This window comes from Enterococcus sp. DIV2402, assembly GCF_017426705.2.
Taxonomy (GTDB): Bacteria; Bacillota; Bacilli; order Lactobacillales; family Enterococcaceae; genus Enterococcus_F; species Enterococcus_F lowellii.
This window is the reverse complement of record NZ_CP147251.1, coordinates 2,057,560-2,082,974: the sequence shown is the minus strand read 5'-3', so window position 1 is coordinate 2,082,974 and position 25,415 is coordinate 2,057,560. Positions and strand designations below refer to the sequence as shown.

At 31.9% G+C, this 25,415-nt stretch carries 23 protein-coding genes and 1 pseudogene; 18 read left to right on the top strand and 6 right to left on the bottom strand.

The window, feature by feature from the left end:
- Nucleotides 1-70 precede the first annotated feature (70 nt).
- The 9 genes from DOK78_RS10125 to DOK78_RS10085 all read left to right on the top strand — a co-directional run bounded on the left by DOK78_RS10125 (nt 71) and on the right by DOK78_RS10085 (nt 10,627).
- Nucleotides 71-1,210 (top strand): MFS transporter, encoded by a 1,140-nt coding sequence (locus DOK78_RS10125; RefSeq protein ID WP_339076116.1) that lies wholly within the window; start codon nt 71-73, stop codon nt 1,208-1,210.
- Complete coding sequence (locus DOK78_RS10120; protein WP_243430424.1) at nt 1,210-2,229, top strand: hypothetical protein; 1,020 nt, start codon at nt 1,210-1,212, stop codon at nt 2,227-2,229. The genes DOK78_RS10125 and DOK78_RS10120 overlap by 1 nt, the downstream gene beginning before the upstream one ends.
- A gap of 36 nt (nt 2,230-2,265) precedes the next feature.
- The gene (locus DOK78_RS10115; RefSeq protein WP_207940475.1) at nt 2,266-3,288 is read left to right on the top strand and encodes a hypothetical protein; all 1,023 of its coding nucleotides are present in this window, start codon (nt 2,266-2,268) and stop codon (nt 3,286-3,288) included.
- Nucleotides 3,289-3,309: 21 nt separating this feature from the next.
- A complete protein-coding gene (locus tag DOK78_RS10110) occupies nt 3,310-6,402 on the top strand; it encodes a non-ribosomal peptide synthetase (RefSeq protein ID WP_207940476.1) in 3,093 nt (1,030 codons plus the stop codon).
- Complete coding sequence (locus tag DOK78_RS10105) at nt 6,399-7,298, top strand: alcohol dehydrogenase catalytic domain-containing protein (RefSeq protein WP_207940477.1); 900 nt, start codon at nt 6,399-6,401, stop codon at nt 7,296-7,298. The genes DOK78_RS10110 and DOK78_RS10105 overlap by 4 nt, the downstream gene beginning before the upstream one ends.
- Nucleotides 7,299-7,312: 14 nt before the next feature.
- Nucleotides 7,313-7,723, top strand: coding sequence for an HIT family protein (locus tag DOK78_RS10100; RefSeq protein WP_207940478.1), 411 nt, complete (start codon nt 7,313-7,315; stop codon nt 7,721-7,723).
- A gap of 13 nt (nt 7,724-7,736) precedes the next feature.
- Complete coding sequence (locus DOK78_RS10095) at nt 7,737-8,228, top strand: AAA family ATPase (RefSeq protein WP_207940479.1); 492 nt, start codon at nt 7,737-7,739, stop codon at nt 8,226-8,228.
- Nucleotides 8,229-9,272: 1,044 nt separating this feature from the next.
- Nucleotides 9,273-10,271, top strand: coding sequence for a reverse transcriptase domain-containing protein (locus DOK78_RS10090; RefSeq protein ID WP_339076113.1), 999 nt, complete (start codon nt 9,273-9,275; stop codon nt 10,269-10,271).
- 38 nt (nt 10,272-10,309) lie between these two features.
- Nucleotides 10,310-10,627: a hypothetical protein gene (locus tag DOK78_RS10085; protein WP_339076111.1), complete on the top strand. Its 318-nt coding sequence runs from the start codon at nt 10,310-10,312 to the stop codon at nt 10,625-10,627.
- On the opposite strand, the pseudogene DOK78_RS10080 reads toward DOK78_RS10085, so the two are convergent.
- Nucleotides 10,624-11,118 (bottom strand): annotated as a pseudogene (locus tag DOK78_RS10080) (recombinase family protein). The gene DOK78_RS10085 and the pseudogene DOK78_RS10080 overlap by 4 nt on opposite strands.
- A 688-nt stretch (nt 11,119-11,806) precedes the next feature.
- On the opposite strand from DOK78_RS10080, the gene DOK78_RS10075 reads away from it, so the two are divergent.
- From DOK78_RS10075 to holA, 3 genes are all read left to right on the top strand, one after another.
- Nucleotides 11,807-12,325: a ComE operon protein 2 gene (locus tag DOK78_RS10075; protein ID WP_207940481.1), complete on the top strand. Its 519-nt coding sequence runs from the start codon at nt 11,807-11,809 to the stop codon at nt 12,323-12,325.
- A gap of 184 nt (nt 12,326-12,509) precedes the next feature.
- The gene (locus DOK78_RS10070; protein ID WP_243430426.1) at nt 12,510-14,564 is read left to right on the top strand and encodes a DNA internalization-related competence protein ComEC/Rec2; all 2,055 of its coding nucleotides are present in this window, start codon (nt 12,510-12,512) and stop codon (nt 14,562-14,564) included.
- A gap of 55 nt (nt 14,565-14,619) precedes the next feature.
- A complete protein-coding gene (gene holA / locus DOK78_RS10065; protein WP_207940483.1) occupies nt 14,620-15,651 on the top strand; it encodes a DNA polymerase III subunit delta in 1,032 nt (343 codons plus the stop codon).
- A gap of 40 nt (nt 15,652-15,691) precedes the next feature.
- Here the strand turns inward: holA and rpsT are convergent, their stop codons facing one another.
- Entirely contained in the window at nt 15,692-15,946 is a 255-nt protein-coding gene (gene rpsT / locus DOK78_RS10060) for a 30S ribosomal protein S20 (protein WP_207940484.1), read from the bottom strand.
- A gap of 278 nt (nt 15,947-16,224) precedes the next feature.
- Here rpsT and DOK78_RS10055 point away from each other — a divergent pair, with 278 nt between their 5' ends.
- The gene (locus tag DOK78_RS10055; protein ID WP_422389679.1) at nt 16,225-17,241 is read left to right on the top strand and encodes an inorganic phosphate transporter; all 1,017 of its coding nucleotides are present in this window, start codon (nt 16,225-16,227) and stop codon (nt 17,239-17,241) included.
- A gap of 12 nt (nt 17,242-17,253) precedes the next feature.
- The gene (locus tag DOK78_RS10050) at nt 17,254-17,877 is read left to right on the top strand and encodes a DUF47 domain-containing protein (RefSeq protein ID WP_207940485.1); all 624 of its coding nucleotides are present in this window, start codon (nt 17,254-17,256) and stop codon (nt 17,875-17,877) included.
- 39 nt (nt 17,878-17,916) lie between these two features.
- Here the strand turns inward: DOK78_RS10050 and DOK78_RS10045 are convergent, their stop codons facing one another.
- The 3 genes from DOK78_RS10045 to DOK78_RS10035 form a co-directional block, all read right to left on the bottom strand.
- Entirely contained in the window at nt 17,917-18,750 is an 834-nt protein-coding gene (locus DOK78_RS10045; RefSeq protein ID WP_207940486.1) for an undecaprenyl-diphosphate phosphatase, read from the bottom strand.
- Nucleotides 18,751-18,897: 147 nt separating this feature from the next.
- Nucleotides 18,898-19,602, bottom strand: coding sequence for a histidine phosphatase family protein (locus DOK78_RS10040; RefSeq protein WP_207940487.1), 705 nt, complete (start codon nt 19,600-19,602; stop codon nt 18,898-18,900).
- An 11-nt stretch (nt 19,603-19,613) separates the two neighbouring features.
- Entirely contained in the window at nt 19,614-20,225 is a 612-nt protein-coding gene (locus DOK78_RS10035; RefSeq protein ID WP_207940488.1) for an MBL fold metallo-hydrolase, read from the bottom strand.
- Nucleotides 20,226-20,465: 240 nt separating this feature from the next.
- On the opposite strand from DOK78_RS10035, the gene DOK78_RS10030 reads away from it, so the two are divergent.
- From DOK78_RS10030 to DOK78_RS10020, 3 genes are all read left to right on the top strand, one after another.
- Nucleotides 20,466-20,960, top strand: coding sequence for a hypothetical protein (locus DOK78_RS10030; RefSeq protein ID WP_207940489.1), 495 nt, complete (start codon nt 20,466-20,468; stop codon nt 20,958-20,960).
- Nucleotides 20,961-21,045: 85 nt separating this feature from the next.
- On the top strand, nt 21,046-21,417 hold the full coding sequence (locus DOK78_RS10025) for a phage holin family protein (RefSeq protein ID WP_207940490.1): 372 nt from the start codon (nt 21,046-21,048) through the stop codon (nt 21,415-21,417).
- An 80-nt stretch (nt 21,418-21,497) separates the two neighbouring features.
- Entirely contained in the window at nt 21,498-23,846 is a 2,349-nt protein-coding gene (locus tag DOK78_RS10020; protein ID WP_207940491.1) for an ATP-dependent DNA helicase, read from the top strand.
- Here DOK78_RS10020 and DOK78_RS10015 read toward each other — a convergent pair.
- Entirely contained in the window at nt 23,843-24,196 is a 354-nt protein-coding gene (locus DOK78_RS10015) for a winged helix-turn-helix transcriptional regulator (protein WP_207940492.1), read from the bottom strand. The genes DOK78_RS10020 and DOK78_RS10015 overlap by 4 nt on opposite strands.
- A gap of 101 nt (nt 24,197-24,297) precedes the next feature.
- On the opposite strand from DOK78_RS10015, the gene DOK78_RS10010 reads away from it, so the two are divergent.
- The gene (locus tag DOK78_RS10010) at nt 24,298-25,413 is read left to right on the top strand and encodes an S-(hydroxymethyl)glutathione dehydrogenase/class III alcohol dehydrogenase (protein ID WP_207940493.1); all 1,116 of its coding nucleotides are present in this window, start codon (nt 24,298-24,300) and stop codon (nt 25,411-25,413) included.
- Nucleotides 25,414-25,415: the final 2 nt, after the last annotated feature.

Here is a 25,415-nt window from a genome sequence, read left to right as displayed (position 1 = left end):
AGCTTTTGAATAAAATAAAAAAAATATTGTTTTACTAATAAGTAGTAAATCTATTTCAAACTTAGGTAATTTGTTCTTTGATTATGGGAATAACACATGGATAGCTTCATTAGGAAAAAAGGGACAAAAGATATTAACTTATTATCAGATTAGTGAATCGATAATAGGCATTATTTTTAATATTTTCGGCGGCATTATTGCAGACAAGAGAAATAAAAAAAGAACTATAATTATTGCAGATATTAGTAGTTGTATTGTTTGTTTTATTTTGGCTTTGTGTTATCCTACTGTATTTTTTATTTATATTATGATTTTGGTTAATGCTCTATTAGCAGTCTTTTCTTCCCTAAAATCACCGTCATATAAATCTATAATTCCCAATATTGTAGATAAAAAAAACTTAAAAAACACAAATTCTTTACTTGAAATTTCAAACCAATTAATAAATATTTCCTCGCCTATTTTTTTAATAGTTTTTATGAAAGTTATAGGGATTCAAGGTGCATTATTTATAGATAGTATATCTTTTCTTATATCCGCAATTATCAATTACAATATTTCTATGTTGAACCCTATTTCTAACGAAAAAAAAGATTCTAAAAAAATTAAAGTTATTGAAGAATTAAAAATAGGACTAAACTATTTGATAAAAGATCCAAATTTAATAAATTTACTTATTGTTTCAGCGATAGTAAATCTTTTTCTCGCCGGCTACAATTTCTCAATTCCGTTTTCTAAAACAGCATTTGATACAACCGATAATACGTATGGGACACTATTAACTGCGCAGGCGATTGGAGGTATTTTGGGCGGAATCTTTAGTAGGAAATACATAAAAAATTCTTCGATGGATTACCTACTAAAAATACTTCTTTTTTGTGGTTTAGGGATAATGCTAATCTATATCTCATTCTTATTAACAAAAAATTTATTTGCCATCGCTTCATGTGTAGCTCTTTTCCATTTTTTATTAACCATATACAATGTGACTTTTTTTACAAACGTTCAATTAGAAGTTAATAAGGAATATTTAGGAAGAGTTTTTAGTGTTATCTTCACAATTTCTATTGTATTCATGCCTATCGGAACTCTTCTTTTTTCTATTTTTTTATCTGCCAGCAATCCATTTAACTATATCGTAGTCGGACTTGGCATCGTAATAACAAGTACTACTTTCTTACTAATTAATAAAAAAAGGTGGACTAAATAATGTTTAATGAGGATTATTATTTAAACGTGATTAAAGAATTTGGTTATAATTCATTTAAATTTAATAAAATTGACTTTACTTTACCCGGTATAAATACTAAATCAATGAGAAATTTATGGCTGTGTAGTTATAATATTGACCACAATTTTAATTCCAAAAGTAAGGTTTTATTTACAACAGGAATAGGATTATCTGGAACGCCACATTTAGGAACAATATCACAGATTACAAGAGCAATAAAACTTTCCGAATATAATGATGTTCAAATTGTTTTAGGCGATGTCGATGCTTATACTGGTAGAAAATCTTCTTGGGAAAGCACACAGTTATTAAACAGTAAATATAGAAACTTTATTAAAAATATGGGATTTAAGGGTATTGTTAGAGACCAAAGTACCTTTGATTCTAATGTATATGTAACTCATTCCAAAATCAGCAAGTATTTTTCACATGAAATTGCTACAAAATCAGAAGAAGATCTTCATGAACTATATGTTTCTAATGGAAAAGTCGAAAATGATATGACATTTAATCGAAAATACTCTCTTTCCTTAATGTGTGCGGACTTTATAGATCCACTTATTAATGATGATTATGATGAAATTGTAGTTTTTTTAGGCTTAGACGAACATAAATATGTTCAAGCTGCTAATAAAGTAATCAATTCTATGTCTAATGAATTTCCTCAAGTAAAAGAAAAGAATATAAGAGCAATGTACTCGCCCTTGATTTCTGGATTTAACGGTTTCCCCAAAATGTCAAAAAGTTTTCCTGAATCTTCAATTAATATTGAAGATAGTATGGTATCAATTGAACAAAAAATTATCAATGATAATTTTTTATTAAAAGATAATTCCACTGTGACAATTCAGCTTATGAAAGCTTTAGGCAATTATACAGACATTGAAATCGATAACTTTTTTCATATCATGGAATCTAATCCAAATGAGTGGAGAAAAGAAAAGGAAAAATTTATAAATAAACTAATGATTATTAAGGAGAGTTGGAGTAATGTATGAATCAATAAATGAATTTTCAACAGTAGATCAAATTAGTTGTATCCTTCAAAAAACACTGAAAAAAAAAGTATTTCTGAATATGACTTACGTAAAATAATTACTTTACTATTAGTAAATAATGATCTAAAAAATGTAGATAACTTCTTATCTGCATTTTTAACAGGAATATCCTATATTGATTTATCAGCCAGTAATATATCTTCTTTAGTTGATGAAATATTATTGCTAGATAATTATATTCCTTATGAAAATGATTTAAAAGATATAAAAAATATAATATGTGTAGCTGGTTCAGGAAAAAAATATCATAAAACCCTGAACATAACAACATTAGCAGCTATTTTAGCTTCCGGTCTAGGAGCCAAAGTTGTGAAGCCTGTTTCAAATGGAGTAACATCAAAGTTAGGTTCTGAAGAATTATTAACCAGCTTAAAAATCACTGCTTATAGTGACATTAATGATATATATGATCAATTAAGTAAATATAATATTTCTTTCGTATCAATAGAAAAAAATATCCCTACATTTGATGAAATATATGGTGGACGACAGCTAACTATTTCTCCTCTTAGTCATGTTTTACCAGGATTAATGTCCCCTATTAAATGCGACCATATTTATTATGGGTTAAGTTCTGATGAGCATTCAAAATCTTTTGAATTGTTCAAAAAATACGGAATACCTGGGAACATTTCCGTTGTTTGCTCGAATTATAGTGGTGGATTTATTGATGAATTAATTCTTAGTCCTAAAAGCAAGCTATCTATGATGAAGTCGGATAATAAAGTTGACGTTCTCAACATATTAGACCAAATTTCAGATAGAATGGATCCTATGAACATAAGATCTTTGTCTAACGAAAAAAAGAATATTAAATATATACTTCAGACCATAGACAGTGGAATTATTAATGATTATACGAAAACAATCGCATTAAATGCTGCAGGTATTTTAATTACCTCTAACATTTATAGTAATTTAGCAGAAGCCTATCTAATATCCTTAAATTATATTAAAGATTTAAATTTATCGAAAAAAATTAAAGATTTGCAAAAATAAAAAAATATTCCGGAGGTAAGTATGTCTATATTTCAGCAACTATTGAATATGAAAAACTCAACAGATGAATCATTGATAACAACTAAAGAAAAATTAAGCACTCATGATTTTTTATTGTTAGTAGGAAAAATACAACACATTCTTGAGAAGAATGATATACAACCAGGAAATAAAGTTATTATTATAATGACTCCCTCTATGGAAACTGTTGCAACTATTATGGCAGTTGGATTCATAGGTGCTACTTATATACCTATAGACATCAGTATGCCAAAAAGTCGAATAGATTATATTATAAAAGACACTAAAGCAAAAGTTGTATTAACAAACCAAAAATATTTACTATTACCTAATAGTTACGATATTAGAAAACTCTTAATAAAAGATATAGAATACAATGATGCTCCTATCCCCATGTTAAGAAAGAGACATATGGAGTCTACTGCCTATATTATATATACCTCTGGAAGCACTGGTAATCCAAAAGGTGTAGAAGTATCATTTTCAAATTTAGACTTCTTTATTAATACCTTTAATTGTACTTTTATCTCCAACAAGAATTCAGTTTTTTTGCTTAATACCGCCCTTCAATTTGATGTATCTATAGCAGAGTTATATGGTTGGATAGCTAATAATGCCTCATTATTCATTCTTGATGAAAAAGAAATTAAAGACATAAAAAAACTACCTTTAATTATAAAAGAACACAATATTACACACTTATCAATAGCCCCCTCTATTATGAATGCTTATAGCAATAACGAAATTAAGTATTTAAGTGAGGCAAAACTAGAATACGTTCTAATTGCAGGAGAAGAATTTCCAATTTCATTAGCAAAAAAATTGCGTGGATTAGTATTAGATTCCAAAGTTTATAATTGCTATGGACCCACGGAAGCGACTGTTTATGCCACCTATCATAGACTCTCTATCGAAGATTTAAACAATAAAAAAATACCGATTGGAAAATCTTTTGATAATATTGCTACACTGTTAATTCAAGCAAATAATTCATCCCATCATGAATTATATTTATCGGGCGATGGGATTGCGAAAGGCTATATTAATTTACAAAATAAGACAGATGAATCTTTTCCTTATATAGATGGAAAAAGGTATTATAAAACAGGCGATTTAGTATTTTTAGATAAAGATACAGGCGACTTTACATTTATAGGTAGAAAAGATTTTCAATTAGAGATAAACAGTATTCGTGTCGAACCTGGTGAAATAGAAAATGCTATTGCTACAGTATTGAATACTGATAAATGTATTGTATTCAAATGGAACAAAAAATTAGTTTGCTTTTATTTAAAAAATGAAAACATAAAAAACGTAGCTTCTACAAAAAATAAACTACTTGAAATTCTTCCTAGCTATATGATTCCATCTATATGGGAACCATTAGAATCATTTCCGATTAACATTAGTGGAAAAATTGATAGGATAAAACTAATTGAAATCTATTCGACAAAAAATATTACTAATTCCGATACTCAAAACAAATTACTGAATAATATTCGTCGAATTTCCGACATCCCCAACTTGGGATTGTATGATAATTTATTTGATTCTGGCCTGGATTCTCTTTCCGTGATAGAAATAGAAATATATTTAGAAACAGAATTTTCTAAAACTCTATCCCCAGGGTATATCTATTTGCATCCTACGGTTTTTGATATACAAAACGATATGGGCAAGAACAAAGAGCTCGATTTAAATACCTATCAAAAGATACAAAAGATACTAAATGGAAATCAAATTAATTTTAAATTAATTAAAAATAAAAATAATCACTTAAAATTAGAAATTAATGAATCAAATTTAACTACGCTTAAAATGGTTAATACTTATCATGAAATATTCTCTAAAATTCAAAGTGCTGTTTTTGAAAAAAATGGAACTTCTATATTTCATGAAGAAACTAACTATTCGAGTATTATAAAACTATTTGAAAAAAACAAATCCGACTCATATGAGTCGTCTATTTTTCAAAAGGTTTACTTTAATATTAAATTAAACAGCTTTACAGAAGTTGATTTTGAGTATCCAGATAATATATGTGCGGATGAGACCAAAAAATTAATCAAATATTTAGTTAACAATATAGAGGCTTTTAGGACTACAATCAGTAAAAATTCTAATCATAAGCTTTATAGTAATGTATATAACTATTCAGAAATAGAAACAAGGATAAAAGATTTAACTGAATTAAGTCAAAGTCAGAGAGAAAAAATAATAGAACAGGATAAAATAGATACCAAAAACTTAATAATGGATAATTTACTTGGAAACCCATTGTATCGCATACTTGCACATAGGACCTCCTTCAATAAAATTAAATTAAGTATTATTTTACATCATAGTGTTTCTGATGGCGCAAGTTCGGCAATCTTATCAAAATATGTAAGTAGTTATTTTCAAAAATCGGATATAGAATCATTGGGAATGAAAGTTTACTTAGATAAGCTGAGTACAAATTCAAAAGCTCCTCAGCTTTTGAAAGATAACTATATTAAAAAATTAGAAAATATAAAGAATAATGTTTCGAACAGCGGACTCAAAACTTCTATTTGGGAAAATGGATTTAAAATTATAAAAAAAGTCGGTGAACTAGACAAATGGAAAAAATTCCTACTAGTAGCTGATGAAGTGACTGATGACTATATTCGAAAAAATGAGTTAACTGAAATAACTTTCCAAATGCTTTTTGATTTTAGAAATGTCGGGGACTATAAATTCGATTTTCTAGTTAATGATTGCCACGAAACAGTTACTTTCTATAGACATAAAAATACAAATTCAGTAAACTTTATAAATAATTTTTATGATCATATAAATTATTTTCATTATAAAAAAGGCATAAGTTTAGGATTAGCAATTTATAGTAACTTTCCCACTTTCAGTGAAGAGCAACAAAAACTGCAAGAAATTGTTGAAACAACCCCATTAAATATAGACTATATTGGAGAGTTTTCTGAGAAAGATTTAAACAAAAAGATTCAAGAAATGGATATGCTGAAACATCAATTAAAAAATTTGAAAAAGCAAACACGTTTTACAGCATTTTCAAGTAGAGAAGATGTTTATATCTTTCAGGTGAGCAATTTATGAAAAATAAATCAAAGTTGATATCAATTTCTGTCGAAAAAGTTGGTGTTTGTGGGTCAGATAAACAAAAAATACTTCAGAATAGCCTAAGTGTCAAATATCTAGGTCACGAAATTATTGGAATTGACAATTCTTTAAAAAAATATGTTGCAGTAAATCCTAATATACATTGTGGAACGTGTTTTTATTGTAGAAGGAAAGAATTTAATTTATGCTCAAATGTTAAAGCAATTGGAAATAACATCGAAGGCGGTCTAAAAGGAACATTGCAGATTCCGATTGACAACTTATTATATCTTGAAAGTAATAATGTGAAATATACTTTGCTAGACCCATTAGCTGTTATTATTCATGGTTTAAGTTTAATTAATATTAAAGAAGAAGATAGTGTCCTAATAATAGGAAACGGTACTTTAGCAAAAATATTGATATGGATTTTAAATAAAAAAAACATTACTCCAAGTTTAGTAAATAGACGTGGATGTATTGAGAATCCTAAAGGAACCCTTAAGACAAATGAAACCTATAAATATACAAAAGTTATCTCGAAAAAATTTAAATATACTTTTGAAATAGTAGGGTATGAGCAGGTAGATTCTATAGAAACAGCTATTTCAAATACACAAAAAAATGGATATATTGTATGCTTTGGGGTTTTCCCTAAAGGTTATTATGCTCCAATAGAATTACGATCACTTTTCGAAAATGAAATAAAAATTCAAGGAGTTAGATCATTTAATCCAAAGGATTTTAAAATAGCTAAAAAAATTCTTGATGATACTCACGATGAAATTTTGGATGTTATTAACATTAAACACACGAAGTTTGTATCATACGAACAGTTGCTAATAGAATCTAAAATAAAAAATGTTGATAAATTAATAGTTGACTTAAAATAGAAAGGAACGATTTTATGACTACTTGTGTGTTTTGCGATATTATATCAAGAAAAATTCCTGGAAAAATAATATTTGAAAATGCAAAAACGTTAGCATTTTTATCAAATAAAGCAGATGTAAGTGGGCATATATTAATTATACCAAAAGATCATTGCACAGATTTAAATGATATTACTGATGAAAATTTTATTGAACTACAAAAGACTTTACTAAAAATTAATAACCATATAATAAACAGCTGTGGATATACAGGAGTAAATATTTTAATGGCTAGCGGTGAAAGTGCGGGACAGTCAATTCGACATGTTCATTTCCATCTTATTCCGAGAAATTTTCATGATAATATCGTTGCATGGCCAGAGCTATCTAAAGAAAAAAAAGAAACCTCTGATGAGCTTTATCAAAAATTAAAAATAACAAATTGATGGGGGGATAATTATGCCTAATAATTTATTTTTATTAGTCGGCCTACCTGGTTCTGGTAAAACCACTATTTCAAAAAAACTAGAAAAAGAAGGTACTTTTTTAGTTTCATCAGACGAATATCGTAATATTTTTACTGAATTTAAAGATAATCATGAATTTATATTTTCAGTTATGAATTTAGTAAGTCTTCATGCACTAAAAACAAGAAATGTAGTTTATGACTCTACAAATTTAAATATTATTAATAGAAAAAATACTTATGAATATTTGAAAGATATAGATACAGATATCAACGTTGTAGCTATAGTTTTAGATTGTAGTGCAGAGTATTCAAAAAAAATGTCAAAAAAAAGACCAAATAGAACTGACGTAACAGATGATTTAGTAGATTTTTTTCAAGGATACTATAAAGAACCTATTGAAGGCATTGATTGTGATTCATTAATAAAATTATCTCTGACTCAAAGAGATAATGTAACTGATATCCTCAAAGAATTCTTGTAATCAAAATTAATTGTTTACTCAAAAAAGTCGGATAGGATTAGAAAAGAGGAAGTATTCGACGCTTATCACGTCGGATATTTCCTCTTTTTTCTTTATCTTATGCTAATAAAGTTTTACGAACTATATTAATTACAGGCACTACTTTAGCGCAATACACAAAATATCTACTTCGCTCAAACGTCACACTATCATACACCTGTACAAATGACTGAATTTATTTACTTCTCGAATCTAAACAAGTGGTAGGTAAAATTAATCCCGCAACAATGCAGTTAGAAAGCAGCAATTTCTAGAATGGCAGCTAATGGAGATGTGTGGTCAATTACTAAATATAAAGCAAAAACAGTTGCTAGTTCAGCTTCTTTATTAAAAAAAGGGGGAAAACTCCTACTGGACCAGAAAGAGGTAAAGGTAAATCTGGATACTATATGCATTATCATACAAATCCTCGTTCAAAATCTAAGGATATTCCTTTTATGGGACACCTTCTTAAATCTGCAAAGAGCTTAATGGATTCATATAAATAAAGTTGTACTATTTACAAATTTGAGAACTCAAATTCGTAAATGAAAAGAACTAATTATGGAGCATCAAAAATAGTTATATTAGTACATAGTAAAAAATGTAAGGTACATTAAAGTAAAAAAGAGAAACCTTGTAAAAAGATTGCTCTTTTTAATATAATTTATGTTAAACTATAAGTGCTTGTTATGTAATTGGTGACAGAATATAATGTTTCAGACTTGCAAGCAAAGACTGCCTGAAATCTTCAGGTAAGTGTAGCTTTGAGTTAATATCAAGAATTATTAATACTTCTTGAATTAACATGATTGATAGGTTAAGAACTAGTGATAAAGATATATTCACTTGAATTTCTCCTTTCATGAACCAGTCAATAACATTATAACAGATTAGTTGAATCTGCTGATTTGCTGCTAATAAAAATGGCCGATATAGCAGTACATACGGCTCATGCTGCCGGAAGGGACATATGTCAGAAATCAGATCTGCTGTTCCTTTCAGCTCCAAAAAAGAGGTGCGAATATGTTAGACTCTAATAAATATAAAACAAAAACATATTTGCATTTTGATCATAGAGTGAAGATTGAGAATGCAGAAAACTATGTTACTAATCCTAAAAGGATTGCTAGACATAGTTTTTTGCCGTTGATTCATTATGTAGATTCTTTTGAGAAATACATTGGTGAAAGAAACTTGGAAAAAAATAGCAGACCCATCAAAGAAAAAAAACGAAAAATAATGTATGCTGGGCATTGGGATAATTTTATTTATAAGTTCTATGCTGATGAACTATTAAATCCAAAATACAATAACTATTGCTTTAATATGAATATTGATGATTGTGTAACAGCGTATAGAAATAACAGAAAAGGGCAATCTAATATTGATTTTGCAGCAGAGGTTATAAATAGTATTGTAGAATTTGAAGAAGCATATATTTTAGTAGGTGATTTCACTCATTTTTTTGATAGCTTGCAACATTCATTATTGAAACAAAGATTGGCCACAGTATTGGGTGTAACAATATTAAGTAAAGATTGGTTCAATGTTTTTAATTCTGTAACTAAATATGGCTATTATGAAAAACAATTACTTATTGATTTGTTCGGAACCGATAAACAAATAAAGAAATCAGGAAGAAAAAGCTACTTTAATCAATTGAGTGATTTTAGAAAATTTCAAAAAGTACACACGACTAAAACAAATCCTGATTCGATTAAAGGAATACCCCAGGGAACAGCAATTAGTGCTGTATTAGCAAATGTTTATACAATTGATTTTGACTTGGCGTTACAAAAAACGGCCAACGAATACTTAGGAATTTACAGAAGATATTCTGACGATTTTATTTTGATTATTCCAAAAAAGAATGTTAAAAAGGAAGAATTTGAATCAATTGAACAGCAAGTTAAAAGCTTGGCTGAAGATAATAAAATCAATCTTCATAAGGATAAGACCGAAATGTACTTCTATAAGGATAAACAAATCAAACTACTAGACAATAATAAAAAAGTAGTTTAGACTATTTAGGATTTACTTTCGATGGAAAAACTGTACAAATGCGCGGAAAAAGTACCTACAAATTTTATCGCAATGCTAAAAAACTTATTAATAGGGCTCATAAAACAAAAAGAAAGAAAGGATTAGATAAGATTCCTTATCGTAAAAAAATATACAAGCTTTACACAGATATTGGTGATAATAAAGGGAAACTTAGTAATTTTATTTCATACGCTAAACAGGCACAAATAAAATTTGACAGTATATCTCCAAACACTAATAATATAATGATGAATCAAATAAAAAACCGAAAAAAATATGTAGAAAAACGTTTAGGCATAAAAATTCATACGAAAATAAGAACTAGAGATATTTAATTCTCCAGTTCTTTTTTTATTCTATAAATGGTTTGTCTAGTGATTCCCAACTCTTTAGATATTTCTGAAATAGAAATCACCATTACTAGTTTTTCTACAATTTGACGATAAAGTGCCCTTTTTTGAGGATCTCTCATTCTTTCTTAATATAATTTGGGACGCCCATTATAAATTCCTTTCTCCTTGGCAATCTTAATTCCTTGAGCTTGCCGTCTTTTAGATTCCGTTCGTTCTTGCTCTGCAATCGTAGCTAAAATCTGAATGATCAAATCTTTGATAAAGTGATCGAGTACTGGGTTGCCAATTGCTTCGGCCATAAAAATATCAGACTCTCTCAAATCTAATGCTTCTTTAAAAATTGGATGCTGTTCGACAGTTGCTCCAGATTTTTTCTATATAAATATTTTTTCTGCACCTAGTTTTTCAAATTCTTGAATTTGTCTTTCCAAGCTTTGATCAATCGATGAAAATCTTGCATATGCAACCTTCAAAAAATCCATGAAAAAATTACGCAACGAGAAACCAAATCAAATTATTGGCAATGTTCGCTACAAAGATGCTGATATTTACTTGAATCAACTGAGCAATCAACAAATTAAAGCCATTGCAAAAATCAGCTATGAATACGATATTTTAAACGGGTCCAATACAATTTTTATTAGAAGGTATAACCTTAACTGCTAATTAAAGTAATTGATTCTTTTTGTATTTTATCTATAACTTAAATTCCATAAAATTTATTTCAAATTAATACGTATTTATAAAGTAGAACTATGTTGTTCTTTGAAAATTCTATAGTTTTTTTACGGCATTAAATGATTAATCGGGATGAGAAAAGGAAATTGATTCCAAAATTGTATTTATAGTTTTTTAGAACTTTTTGATCAGAAAACAAAAGAAAATATAATTTGAGATAGCTCTATATGCAAAATTTTCAACAAAACTCGATGCAATTGTGGTAACATTCATTTAAGTATATAGTATCTATTATTGCAATCGCACTTTTATTTTTATAATAGTTAGCGTACACATTTCAAAAGCGGGGTTGTTTCTTTAAAAAATTTGAAACTACCTCTTAAAAGGTAAACAAAAAAGCTATTTAAAGATAAAATTAGTTTAAATTAGAAATATACAATTAAGTGACTGAGTCAATCAATCATTATTTAAAGGAGTTTATAGATGAAAGAAAAAAATAGAAATACAAATAATGATTTAAATAAATCTTACGAACGTATCCCATGGAACCAATATTTTATGGCACAATCGGTTCTGTTATCGCTACGCAGTACTTGTACGCGTTTAGAGGTAGGGGCTACGTTAGTTAAAGATCGACGGATCATTGCTGGTGGCTATAATGGTTCGGTTAGTGGCGATCATCATTGTATTGATGATGGTTGTTATATAGTAGATGGCCATTGTATTCGGACGATTCATGCAGAAATGAATGCATTGTTACAATGTGCTAAATTAGGTATTTCTACAGAAGGTGCTGAAATTTACGTGACGCATTTTCCGTGTTTGCCTTGTACAAAAGCTATTTTGCAAGCTGGGGTAAAAAAAATCTATTATTTAAATGATTATCGCAATAACGAATATGCAATGGAATTAATTAAACATGTTGGGGTCGAAGTCGAACAGGTGCAATTGGAACCGAAATATTTTGAGAAACTTTCTTTTGGTGAATTGCATGACCAATAGTCACAAGTATGTTTGGAAGAACCAATTGATATTTCCTTTAATATGTATGGTTAGCTTTCTGCATGCGTGGTTATTAGATCAACCTCTTTTTTTAATAATAGGGTGCTATTTTCTAGGTATAATTTGCTGTAAAAAACAAGTAACATTAGTGTTACTCGCTGTTTTTTGCAGCTTTTTTGTATTATTGAGAGGACAACAAACAAAATTACCTCCAGTTCCTATTGAAAAAGAGCTAGTGACAGACGTTCAGATTTTTCCAGATACGATTCAGTTAAATGGCGATTTGGTTAACTTTGAAGGGATGACTGATCAAGGGGAAATTAAAGGCCAATATAAAGTTTCTAGCGAACAAGAAAAGGAACAGTGGCAAATTCGAAAAAACTGGTCCAAAATTATGAAAGTTCGAGGGTCTTTTCGAGAAATAGAACGACAACGGAATCAACATGGATTTGATGCACAATGGTTTTATTTCTCTACTAATCAATTAGGTGTTTTCGAAATTGAAGAGATTCTTTCTGAAAAAGAAGCATCAGGTTTTTCAGTCTTGCGTCAGATTCGAGCGAGTTGTATTGATTGGTTAGAAGAAAATTTTCCTGAAAAAGTTTCCACTTATTTTTTAGCATTACTAGTGGGATACAAAAGCCGTGATTTCCATGAAATTCAGGATATTTATAGTAGCAGTGGAATTCTACACTTTTTTACTATTTCCGGTACGCATGTGTATTTATTTTATGGTTGGTTTTTACGGCTCTTACGTCGTAGTCGATTGACATTTAATGAATTTAGCTTTATTAGTTGTTTGGGTATTTTCTTTGGTATTTTTTTATTTGGGCAAGAAGTGAGTGTATTGCGAGCTTCTTTGTTGTACCTGTTGAATTTATTTTTTAAAGAGAAACAATTTTATTTGTCTAGTATGGATCGATTTAGTATGGTGTTATTTTTATTATTGGTATTGGATCCTAAAACGTTATTACAACTTTCAGGCATCTTATCGCTTGGGATGTCATGGTTTATTTTGATTCAAGATGCCAAAGATAATCGCTTCGTTACTCAACTATGGCGATCTCAAGTGATTTCTGTTTTAGCAGCCCCGATTTTTATGTATTTTTTCTTTGAGATACCTTTACTGGGTGGCGTATTAACGACAATTTGTGGGCCGTTTTTTAATTTATTTTTGCCGTTTAGTTTGTTAATTTGTGGACTGGCACTAGTGGGAATACCTGTAGAGGGATTAACGAATCTTTTGCTTATTGTTATTCAGGCATTTGAAAGTTTGTTAAGTTTAACCAAATCTATGGTTTGGGTGACTGGAGAGCCGGCGATAATAAGTGTAATTGTCACTTTATTCGGGAGTTTATTCCTTTATTATCATCGTAAAAAGTGGTTAATTTTTATCCCTATGCTTGTTTTGATAGTCATTCAGTTCGGTTCATTTAAAACGTCTATTTCATTTGTGGATGTGGGGCAAGGGGATAGTACAGTTATTCAAAGCCTATTCAATCAGGAAGTATATGTTATTGATACAGGAGGCAGACTATCCTTTGAACAAGAAGAATGGCAACAACGAACATATCGTGCAGGAGCAGAGTATACCTTATTACCTTTTTTAAAAGGAGAAGGTGTGCGTCAAATAGATGGGTTATTTCTTACACATGGCGATGCAGATCATCTTGGAGACGCTGCAAAGGTTATCGAGAAAATTCCAGTAAAATGGGTGTATATTGGTAAAGGAAGCCTCCAGCATCCCAGTATTCAGCGCTTAGCCAAGCAACTACCCAAGAGGACCAAAATTCGAGAAGTAGAGATGAATGAAGTCATCGGAAAGCGTCTGCCGTTACAAGTATTAGCTCCTAAATACGGTAAAGGTGAAAATGAAGATTCGCTCGTATTAACTACTACGATTCGAGGTATGCGTTTTTTAATGACAGGAGATTTAGGCAAAGATGGGGAACGAAAACTCTTGAAAGACTATCCAAATTTAACTGTCGATGTTATGAAATTAGGTCATCACGGCAGCAAAACATCAACAGATAATCAATTTATTAAAAAAATCCAATTGAAACAGGGGATTATTTCGAGTGGTAAAAATAACCGGTTTAATCATCCACATCCAGAAGTACTGGAGACGTTGGCTGAAAATCAGGTTCGTGTTTTTAGAACGGATCAATCGGGAATGATTCGCTATTTATGGGGAATAAAAGAACAAGAGCCAACGGTGTGGTTAGCGAAAGAATACTAGCATTTAAGATTGCTTCATGGTAGGATAACCAATGAAAGATTGGAGAGGAAAATAGATGAATACCCAACAAGCCCTACAAGAGATTCGCTCACAAAAATTCCAATCACTCTATGTTGTCCTAGGAACGGAAGATTTTTTACAACAACAAATTCGAGATGTTTTTTTAGAGAGTTTGAATGTTGACCAAGATGACTTGAACTTTGCACAATTTGACTTAGAACAAGATTCCTTAGACATGGTATTGGATGAGGCACAATCGACGCCTTTTTTTGGAGACTACCGTTTGATATTTGTTGACAATCCTTTTTTTCTAACTGCAGAAAAAAAGAGCAATGCACCTGAACATAATATTGAAGGTTTATTAGAATATCTTAAAGACCCAAACGACACATCGATTGTTGTCTTTTTTGCCGCCTATGAAAAATTAGATGAGCGTAAAAAAATTACCAAACAGCTAAAAAAAGCAGCAACAGTCATCGATGTTCAACCAATGAAAGAAGCAGAGGTTCGTCGTTATTTGCAACAGACGTTGGATAATGACGAGTTAGTGATGGCACGAGATGCGTTTGAATTGTTTATCCGTTTAACAGATATGCGTTTATCCAAAGCCATGCAAGAGTTAGAGAAACTTCGCTTATATGCAGGAGAACAAAAAAGAATTTCAAAACAAGCTGTGGAACAACTTGTCCCTAAATCCTTAGAAGATAATGTTTTTGACTTAACAAATTATGTATTACAAGGAAAAACCGAAGCGGCTTTACGTTTGTATGATGACTTATATATTCAAGGAGAAGAGACGATTAAAATCAATGCAATTTTAATTAGTCAGATTCGTTTGTTACTGCAAACGGCAATTTTAATGAAAATTGGTTATCAACAAGGAAATATTGCAGAGACCTTAAAAGTGCATCCATATCGGGTAAAACTTGCGATGCAACAAGCAAAAAAACTGAATCAAAAAGATTTAGCACATCTTTATGATGAGCTAATTGAAAATGATTACTTAATAAAAAGTGGACGCATGGAAAAAGAGTTTTTATTCCAATTGTTTGTTTTGAAAACAGCTCATCGCTTACACGGAAAATAAAAAAAGAGGAGAAGCTTTACGCTTACCCTCTTTTTTTTAATTATTTAGCGATTTTTTTGCTTAGACGAGATTTGTCACGGCCAGCTTTGTTTTTATGGATTAATCCTTTTGACTCAGCCATATCGATTGCTTTGACAGCATCTTTAAATAACGCATCTACGTTATCAGCACCGGCTTCAACAGCTTGATCAAATTTTTTGATTGCTGTACGCATTGTGCTCAATTGAGATGAATTTTTAGCGTTAGCAATTTCGCTTGTACGCACACGTTTGATTGCAGATTCAATGTTTGGCATTTGTTTCACCTCCGAATAAAAAGTTATTATACGAAAAACGTATAAATCAACACTAGTCATTATACATAAACAAAGGGAGCAATGCAATAATAAGTTGTAAAGAAATTTTACTTAACACAAAAAATAGTGAATTTTACAAATAATTTACGAAAAAAACAGCTTTTGTTTTCAAAATTTACTTTTTTTATACAAAAGAAACCTTTCTTTAAAAAATTGCTTCCATCTAATGTTAGTTTTATGCTATGATGACAACGAAAAACGAAATGGTGGTGTAAATTTTGAGCATTGCATTAGTTATTACCATTACACTTGTAATGGGTGTAATCTTTGTAAACGGATGGACAGATGCCCCGAATGCAATTGCGACTGCAGTTTCGACACGTGTCTTAAGACCGAATGTGGCGATTGGTATTGCGGTAGTAATGAACTTTTTAGGTGCGTTAGTAATGACATTCTTTAATGCACAAGTAGCAGAAACAATTAGTAATATTGTTTCATTTGACTCTCAAGGAATTCAAGCAGCCCAAGTAGCGCTCGCAGCTTCGCTATTTTCTATTGTCGTTTGGGCAGTTGCTGCGTGGTATTTTGGTATTCCAACTAGTGAATCACATGCATTAATTGCTGGGTTAACTGGTTCAGCTATGGCATTAGGCGGTTTCAATGCTGTCAATGGACAAGAATGGACAAAAGTTCTTATTGGCTTGGTTGTTTCAACTGTCCTAGGATTTGGAGGCGGTTATTTAATCACAAAATTACTTGTGTTGATTTTCCGTGATGTACCAAGAAGAAAAGCGAATAAATTTTTCACGTGGGGCCAAGCAAGTGCAGCAGCGGCAAACGCTTTTTTGCATGGCGCACAAGATGGACAAAAATTTATGGGTGTATTTATGCTAGGATTATTTTATAATAACTTAGCTGAAAAAACAGGGAATGGATTTGTTATCCCTATTTGGGTGATGGCGTTATGTTCAATCACAATGGGAATTGGAACATCAGTAGGTGGTATGCGTATCATTAAATCAGTCGGAATGGACATGGTTAAATTAGAAACATACCAAGGATTTTCTGCGGACTTAAGTGCAGCAATTTGCTTGTTCTTAGCTTCTATTTTTGGAATCCCTGTTTCAACAACACATACAAAAACAACTGCAATTATGGGTGTCGGTGCATCTCGACGTTTATCAAGTGTCGATTGGCGGATCGTCAAAGAAATGGTTTTTGCGTGGGTAATGACTTTCCCAGGATGTGGAGTTATTGCATATGTGATGGCGAAACTGTTTGTTGCAATTTTTTAAGGAGAGAAAAACATGGCAAGAAAAAAACAATACAACTATTTTAATACAATGGAACTTTTAGCAGAAAATTCACACAAAGCAGCAGAAATTTTAGAAGATATTATAAATAATTATTCTGTTAGCACATTTGAGACAAAAGCTGAAGAAATTCATCGCTTGGAAAAAGAAAACGACCGTATGATTGATGAATTAACAAACGAATTATACGATGCGTTTATTACACCGATTGACCGTGAAGATATTTTGATTATTTCTGAATGTTTAGATGACATTATCGATGGTATCAATGGTATGACGTATTTATTTGAAAATTTAGTGATTACAGAAATGCGCCCAGAGACAGAGCATTTTGCTAGCTTAGTGAATAAAGCAGCTCGTGGCGTTCATACAGCGATGTTAGAATTTCCTAAGTTTAAAAATTCTAAAACTCTAAAAAATATGATTGTCGAAGTAAATGATGTTGAATCAGAAGGCGATTTGTTGTTTAGTAATTTGAAAAAACAACTATTTAGTGAAGAGACAAATGTTTTAGAAATCATAAAATGGAAAGAGATTTATGATCGTTTTGAATCTATCTTAAATGCAAGTGAAGAAGCCGTGGATATCATCGATGGTTTGATTATTAAAAATACGTAAAAAAAAGAGATGTCTGCATAAAAGCAGCATCTCTTTTTTTTACATCACAAATGCCCAATAGCCAATTAAGATAATACCAAGAATGATTCGATACCAACCAAATGCAGTAAAATCATTTTTCTTGATGTAGTTCATTAAGAATTTAATGGCAATAATTGAGACGATAAATGATACGACTGTACCAACAAGTAAGATGATAATACCATTCATATCAAATGAATTACCACCAGCGACGAATTTAACGATTTTTAGCAAGCTTGCACCAAACATCGTTGGAATACCTAAGAAAAAGGAGAACTCAGCTGAAACGAAGCGAGAGGCGCCAATTAGGATACCTCCTAAAATGGTTGCCCCTGAACGAGAAGTTCCAGGAATTAATGCAAGAACTTGGAACATACCAATAAGTAAGGCAAATTGATACGTAATTTGTGTTAAATCAGTAATCTTTGGTGTTTTTGATTTATTGCGTTTTTCAACCACAATAAAGGCAATCCCATAAACGATTAACATAATTGCAACTGGTAAAAAGCTATGGAAGTTTTCTTCTAACCAATCATCTAAAGGCAATCCGATAATGACCGATGGAATAATCGCTACAATTACTTTAAACCACAAAGACCAAGTCTCGCGATTCTGTTCAGTTGTCTTAGACGGAGAAAATGGATTGAGTTTATTAAAATAAAGAACGACAACCGCTAAAATTGCTCCTAATTGAATGACCACATTAAACATTGTCATAAAGGCTTCAGAAGCGTTGAGCTTAATAAACTCATCCGCTAAGATTAAATGCCCCGTGCTACTAATTGGCAACCATTCGGTAATTCCTTCGATAATACCCAAAATAATTGCTTTAATAATATTTTCGAAAAACATTTTTTCATTCCTTTCATTTCATAATGACATTGATAAGTATACCGTTTCTAAAAAAGATTACCAACTTTTTTTCAAAAAAAGCAGCAAACAAAAAATGTCTGCTGTTTTTAAAGTTGATTTATCAGTATTTTAAAAAATGAAAATTTCTTAGCTTAATAAATTTTTAGAAATTTCGATGCCTTTTTCAATATACTCTGTGGAACCTATCTCTTCGCAATTAAACGCGCCATTCTCATATACTAGGCGTGTAACAGATCCGTTGTCTAAATCCATTCGAACATTGTTTTCTTCGCGGACTAAATTTAATAAGAAAGCAATGGTTAAGCCGTGAGAAACAACTAACGCTTTGCCACCACCATTTTTTTCAACACGATGCGCAATATCTTCAAAGCCATTTAAGACACGTGTACTTAATTCGTCATAAGTTTCTGCCCAGTTTGCGGTGTCGGCATTGTAGACTGCCTCGCAAATTTCTTTAAAGGTAGTATCACGATCAATCATTTCATCATAATTTTTGAAATTTAAGACACGTGGAATGACGCCCCACATTTCGGCATCATACGCACCTTCTAATGAGCCAAAACACCATTCACGAATCCGTTTATCTACTCGATAGGGCAGTACGGGACCATCAGGATGTTCACTCAAAAGAATACGCATCGTTTCAATTGCACGTCCACTATCACTTGAAACGGCCTCTGAGAAATCGATGTCGCGTAAACCCAGTCCCAAGTACTGAATCCGTTCAACACCTATTTTAGTTAACGGCGTATCGCACCAGCCTTGTACACGTTGGAGGGTATTGAACATTGTTTTTCCATGTCTAACAATATAAAGCTCTGTTTTTGTCATAATTTTCGCTCCTATCTGTTTTTAAAAAATGGATTTGTTTGTTTTTCACGTTCAATTGTTGTAGCATCGCCATGCCCAGGATAAACAGGTAATTCATCTGGTAAAGTAAAGAGTTGCGTAGTAATACTCGTTAATAATTGTTCTAGGTTACCAGTGTATAAATCTGTTCGTCCAATGCTTCCACGAAACAGCGCATCCCCAGAAACGACAAAGTCATCAAAGACAAAGCTAACACTACCAATGGAATGCCCAGGAGTTGCACGAACATTAAAGGTGATTCCACCAATTGTATACTCTTTTAATGCTAGTTCATATTCTGCTGGACGTGCAGTGATATTTTGTCCCCCCGATAAATTTAAAACAGGGTCTTGCAACCAATCTTTTTCTAAAGGATGTACATAAACAGGAATTTGATATAAATCACGTAATTGATCTACCGCACCGATATGATCGTGATGGGTGTGGGTCAATAAAATAGCTACAGGTGTTGCAGCTGTCTTTTTTATTTGCTCCACAATGATCTCTGCATCAGCACCTGGATCGATGATTAAAAGAGTATCTGCTTGCCAAACCAAGTAACAATTTTCTTCAATACGTCCTGTTATAATACGTGTAATTTTCATAAAAGACCTCCTCATCTGAGTGTTATCAGGTATAAGTATAACGTAAATTATGACTTCTAACAAAAAAATATCCTTGTTTTTAGAAGGGAATTTTCTTCAAATCTGAGAAAGCTTCTAGAATCTGATTAAAAGAAAGGAGGTAATTTAAAAATTGAATGAAAAATGATTGGTTTTGAATTTTTTTAAAACGGCTCTTTGTTATACTACATGTAGATATTAATTAAGTGAGGGGGATGACGTTTGAAGAAGCTTCTTTTACTAACATATATGGCGACGCTCTGTTTATTAGGGGCTGCCTGTCAATCATCTCCAGAAGTCATTAATTCAGCAGATACATTAGTTGTTGAAAGTTTACCTGCTTTAGATGAAGAGACACCAAAAAATGTCTTATTAATGCAAGTAGATAACAATGGTTTTCCACAAAATCAAGGAGTATACGATTTTAGTCAAGGTACGTTGACTGTAGTAAAGCAATATGTACCAACGAACGAGGGAACACCAGAAACCGTTCATCATGATTTTGAAAAAACATTTTTACTTACTAATTGGGAAGAGGATCCTTATGAAGTTTATGAGGAGACTTTTAAACAAGTAGAATTATTTGTAAACAAAAAGCAAATTCGTTTACACAATGGCGATTTTGAAAAAAATTTCTATTTTGAACAAGACGATAAAACGTGTGTTCGTGACGAAAATAATGTAATTTATACTGTTCAATATGATATGACGCAATAAATGTAAAAGAAATTTTGTTTTTCGCAAAATTTCTTTTACATTTTTTCTTCTTTTTTCGTTTGTATGATTGAAAGGAGAGAAAAATATGATAGATGAATGGATAAATCAGTTAAAAGAACAACAAATTTTGTATTTGTTATCGATTTTAGCAGGAGCTATGATTGTGGATTTTTTTAGTGGGATTATTGCAGCAAAAATTAAGCAAGAAATCACTTCAAAAATAGGAATTAACGGTATCTTGCGAAAAATAGCTAGCATGATGCTTTTAGTTTTCTTTTTACCAGTGGCATTTTTATTGCCCGGTTTTACAGGAATTGTGATGTTATACGTCCTGTATGTTGGCTATTTGTGGTTAGAATTACAGTCTATTTTAGAAAATTATAAAAAAATGGGAATTGATACGACGCCATTTCGACATTTTTTAGAGTTATTGAAAGATTTTATGAGCAAAAAATAAAAGGTCTTTTTAAAGTTCGTTTTGTTCGCTATACATTTACCAGGAAATCGCTATAATAGTAGGTTGAAGAAGGTGACAAGATGAAACGAGGAAAGATTTCTGTTCGTAAATTGGTTGAATTTATTTTACGAAAAGGAAGCATTGATAATCGTAAAACCAGTAACCATACAGCACAAGAGGGCGCACGAATCCATCGTAAATTGCAAAAAGCAGCAGGAGAGGAATATCAAAAAGAAGTCTTTTTAAAAACTGAAGCTTTAGTGAATGGGGATGAGATTAGTGTCGAAGGTCGGGCTGATGGCATCTTTTTCCAAGAAAATCGTTGGATTGTAGATGAAATCAAAACATCAGAAGTTCAATTTGAAGACTTAAGTGAAGACCAAATTGAACTATTTTTTTATCAAGGAATGGTGTATGCCTATCTCTATAGTTTGCAAGAAGAACTTGATAAGATTTCAGTACAATTAACTTATTTTCAAACAACAGAAGAACTAATTACCCGTCAAAAAAGAGAGTATACTTTTGAGTTTTTAAAAAGTTTTTTTGAAGAGCTGTTGATAGAATACCACAAATGGTTACTTTTCCAAGAAGATTGGCGTCGCTTAAGAACCTCTACGCTTCAAGCGTTAGCATTTCCGTATGATTCGTATCGAAAAGGACAGCGAGAATTAGCCGTTGCTGCATATAAAACCTTACGTAATCAGCAACGCCTGTTTGTAGAAGCACCTACTGGGACAGGAAAGACAATTTCCACTCTTTTTCCAGCATTCAAAGCTTTAGGAGAAGAACGGGCAGACCGAATTTTTTATTTAACTGCTAAAACGATTACTCGTCAAGTTGCTGAAGATGCACTTAAAGCATTAGCTGATGTTGGTGCTGAAACGAAAAGTGTCACATTAACAGCCAAAGATAAAATTTGTTTTTTAGATGAGCGCAAATGTAATCCAGATGATTGTCCGTATGCAGATGGGTATTACAATCGTATTAATGAAGGCTTATGGGATTTATTACATCACGAAAATCAATTTACCCGTCCAGTTATTGAAGAATATGCCAAAAAGCACCGGTTATGTCCCTTTGAATTGTCTTTAGATGTTAGCTTGTTTTGTGATGTGATTGTAGGGGACTATAATTATTTGTTTGATCCAACTGTTTATTTGCGACGTTTTTTTGAGGAACCAGAAGAAAAATATTATTTTTTAGTAGATGAAGCACATAATTTAGTCAGTCGTTCACGTGAGATGTATTCAGCAACGATTACTCGTTCTGCGTTTAAACAAATAAAAGAGCAATTACCAAAAGACTTTAAAAAGATTCGTCGAGTGTTAAATAAAATTGACAAAGAATTTGCCGCTATGGAACAAATTGCCAAAGAAGACAATTGGACATTTCATCATCAAGCACCTCCAGTTGAAAGCTTATTAAATCAACTATTTAAGTTTAGTGAGTTAAGCAAAGAGTGGTTAGCAGCACATTCTGAACATCCAGCACAAGAAAAACTTTTAACAGTTTATTTTGATTGTTTGCATTTTCTAAAAATCAGTGAATTTTATGATGATCATTATGAGACAACCGTTGAAATAAATGCATACGACATGCGTATTCGTCAATTTTGTATTGAACCCGCTCCATTTTTGGAAAAAATGTTAGAAAAGGGAAGTGCGAGTATTTTATTTTCAGCGAGTTTTAGTCCTCTAAACTATTATCAAGAAATGTTAGGAGGAGGAAGCGATGCTTTACGATATCGCTTAACGAGTCCTTTTCCTATTGAGAATCAGAAAATTTGTTTGACAAACTATATTCAAACCACCTATAAGCAACGCCAAAATAGTTTGCCAAACATTGTTGAAGCAATTGCTACAATGGTTCAAGAAAAAACTGGAAATTATCTGGTCTTTTTTCCGTCATATAAATATCTTGATGACACTTACCAACTATTTAAAGAACTTTTTCCAACTGTTCAAACGATGGTCCAAGATACTGAGATGAATGAAGAAGAAAGAGAACAATTTTTAGCAAAGTTTGTTGCTAATCCTGCAGAAACATTGGTTGGCTTTTGTGTTTTAGGAGGAATTTTCTCTGAAGGTATCGATCTAAAAGGAACGCGCCTAATAGGTAGTGCAATTGTTGGGGTTGGATTACCACAAATTAATCATGAGCAAGAACTAATTCGTGAATATTTTGATGAGCACACCGATTCAGGATTTGAATATGCGTATCAATTACCAGGAATGAATAAGGTTTTACAAGCAGCGGGACGTGTTATCCGTGATTTAACAGATGTAGGTGTAGTTTTGTTACTTGACCAACGCTTCAATACACTGCGTTATCGCCAATTATTTCCACCACATTGGCAACCGACTGTGTGTTATCGTCCACAGGATTTAGTAAAGGAACTACGTACATTTTGGCAAAAAACCAGCAATTAATTTTGATTGCTGGTTTTTTCATTGAGCGCTAACCAATATTTATCTCCCCATTTACAAATCTCCTGAACAATTGTTGAAAGTTCGTTCCCAATTTCTGTTAATTCGTAGTCCACTTTTGGTGGGACGACTGGATAAATTGTTCGGTGAATAATTTGATCTCTTTCTAATTCTCGTAGTTGACGAATAATCATTCGTTGATTAATATCTGGTAGGATTTTGGTTAATTCACTAAGTCGTAATGTTCCGTGTTCTAAAAAAGCCCAGACAATGGCTATTTTATATTTTCCTCCTACAGCATACATGGCTAAATCTTTCGTATTATAAAATTCTTTTTCATTATAGTGAAACATCAACGTACTCCTTTTAAGTGACAAATTTGTCAGTATTAACGTCTTGTATTATATGATGTATACTATTAATTGTAAACATTAACTTGAAAGAAGGAATGAAGATGAAAAGTAAAGCAGCTGTTGCGTTTGCACCAGGAAAACCTTTAGAAATAGTTGAAATTGACGTGGAAGAACCAAAAGCTAAGGAAGTGATGGTGAAGATTTTATATACTTCAGTTTGCCACACGGATGCTTTTACCTTATCTGGAGATGATCCAGAAGGCGTTTTTCCAGCCGTTTTAGGACATGAAGGAGCAGGCGTAGTAGTCGCTGTAGGTGATGAAGTAACTTCTGTAAAACCTGGCGATCATGTTATTCCATTATACACAGCTGAATGTGGTGAATGTAAATTCTGTAAGTCAGGTAAAACAAATCTGTGCTCTGCTGTACGTGAAACTCAAGGAAAAGGTCTGATGCCTGATGGGACGACACGTTTTTCATATAATGGCGAACCCATTTATCATTACATGGGAACAAGTACATTCAGTGAATACACTGTTGTAAATGAAATTAATGTGGTAAAAATTGATGAAGAAGCACCTTTAGATAAAGTGGCTTTATTTGGATGTGGTGTCACAACTGGATTAGGCGCTGTTAAAAATACAGCAAAAGTAGAAGAAGGTGCTGTTGCAGCAGTATTTGGATTAGGTGCAATTGGATTAGCTGTTATTCAAGGATTGAAAAAAGCCAATGCTCAACGAATCATTGCGATTGACTTGAATCCCGAAAAATGGGAACTAGCTAAAAAAATGGGCGCGACAGATTTTGTTAATCCCAAAGATTATGACCGTCCGATTCAAGATGTATTGATTGAGATGACTGATGGAGGAGTCGATTATAGCTTTGAATGTATTGGCAATGTTCATGTGATGCGTTCGGCATTGGAAGCATGTCACAAAGGCTGGGGCGAAAGTATTATTATTGGTGTTGCTGGTGCTGGACAGGAAATTAGCACACGTCCATTTCAATTAGTAACCGGTCGTGTTTGGCGTGGCTCTGCATTTGGTGGTGTAAAAGGTCGTAGCGAATTACCAACAATGGTCAAAGAATTTATGAATGGCGAAATTGATTTGGAATCATTTATTTCTGGGCATTTAGATTTCACTGAAATTAATAAAGCATTTGATTTATTACATGAAGGCGAATCAATTCGTACAATTTTAACTTATGGAGAGTGAGT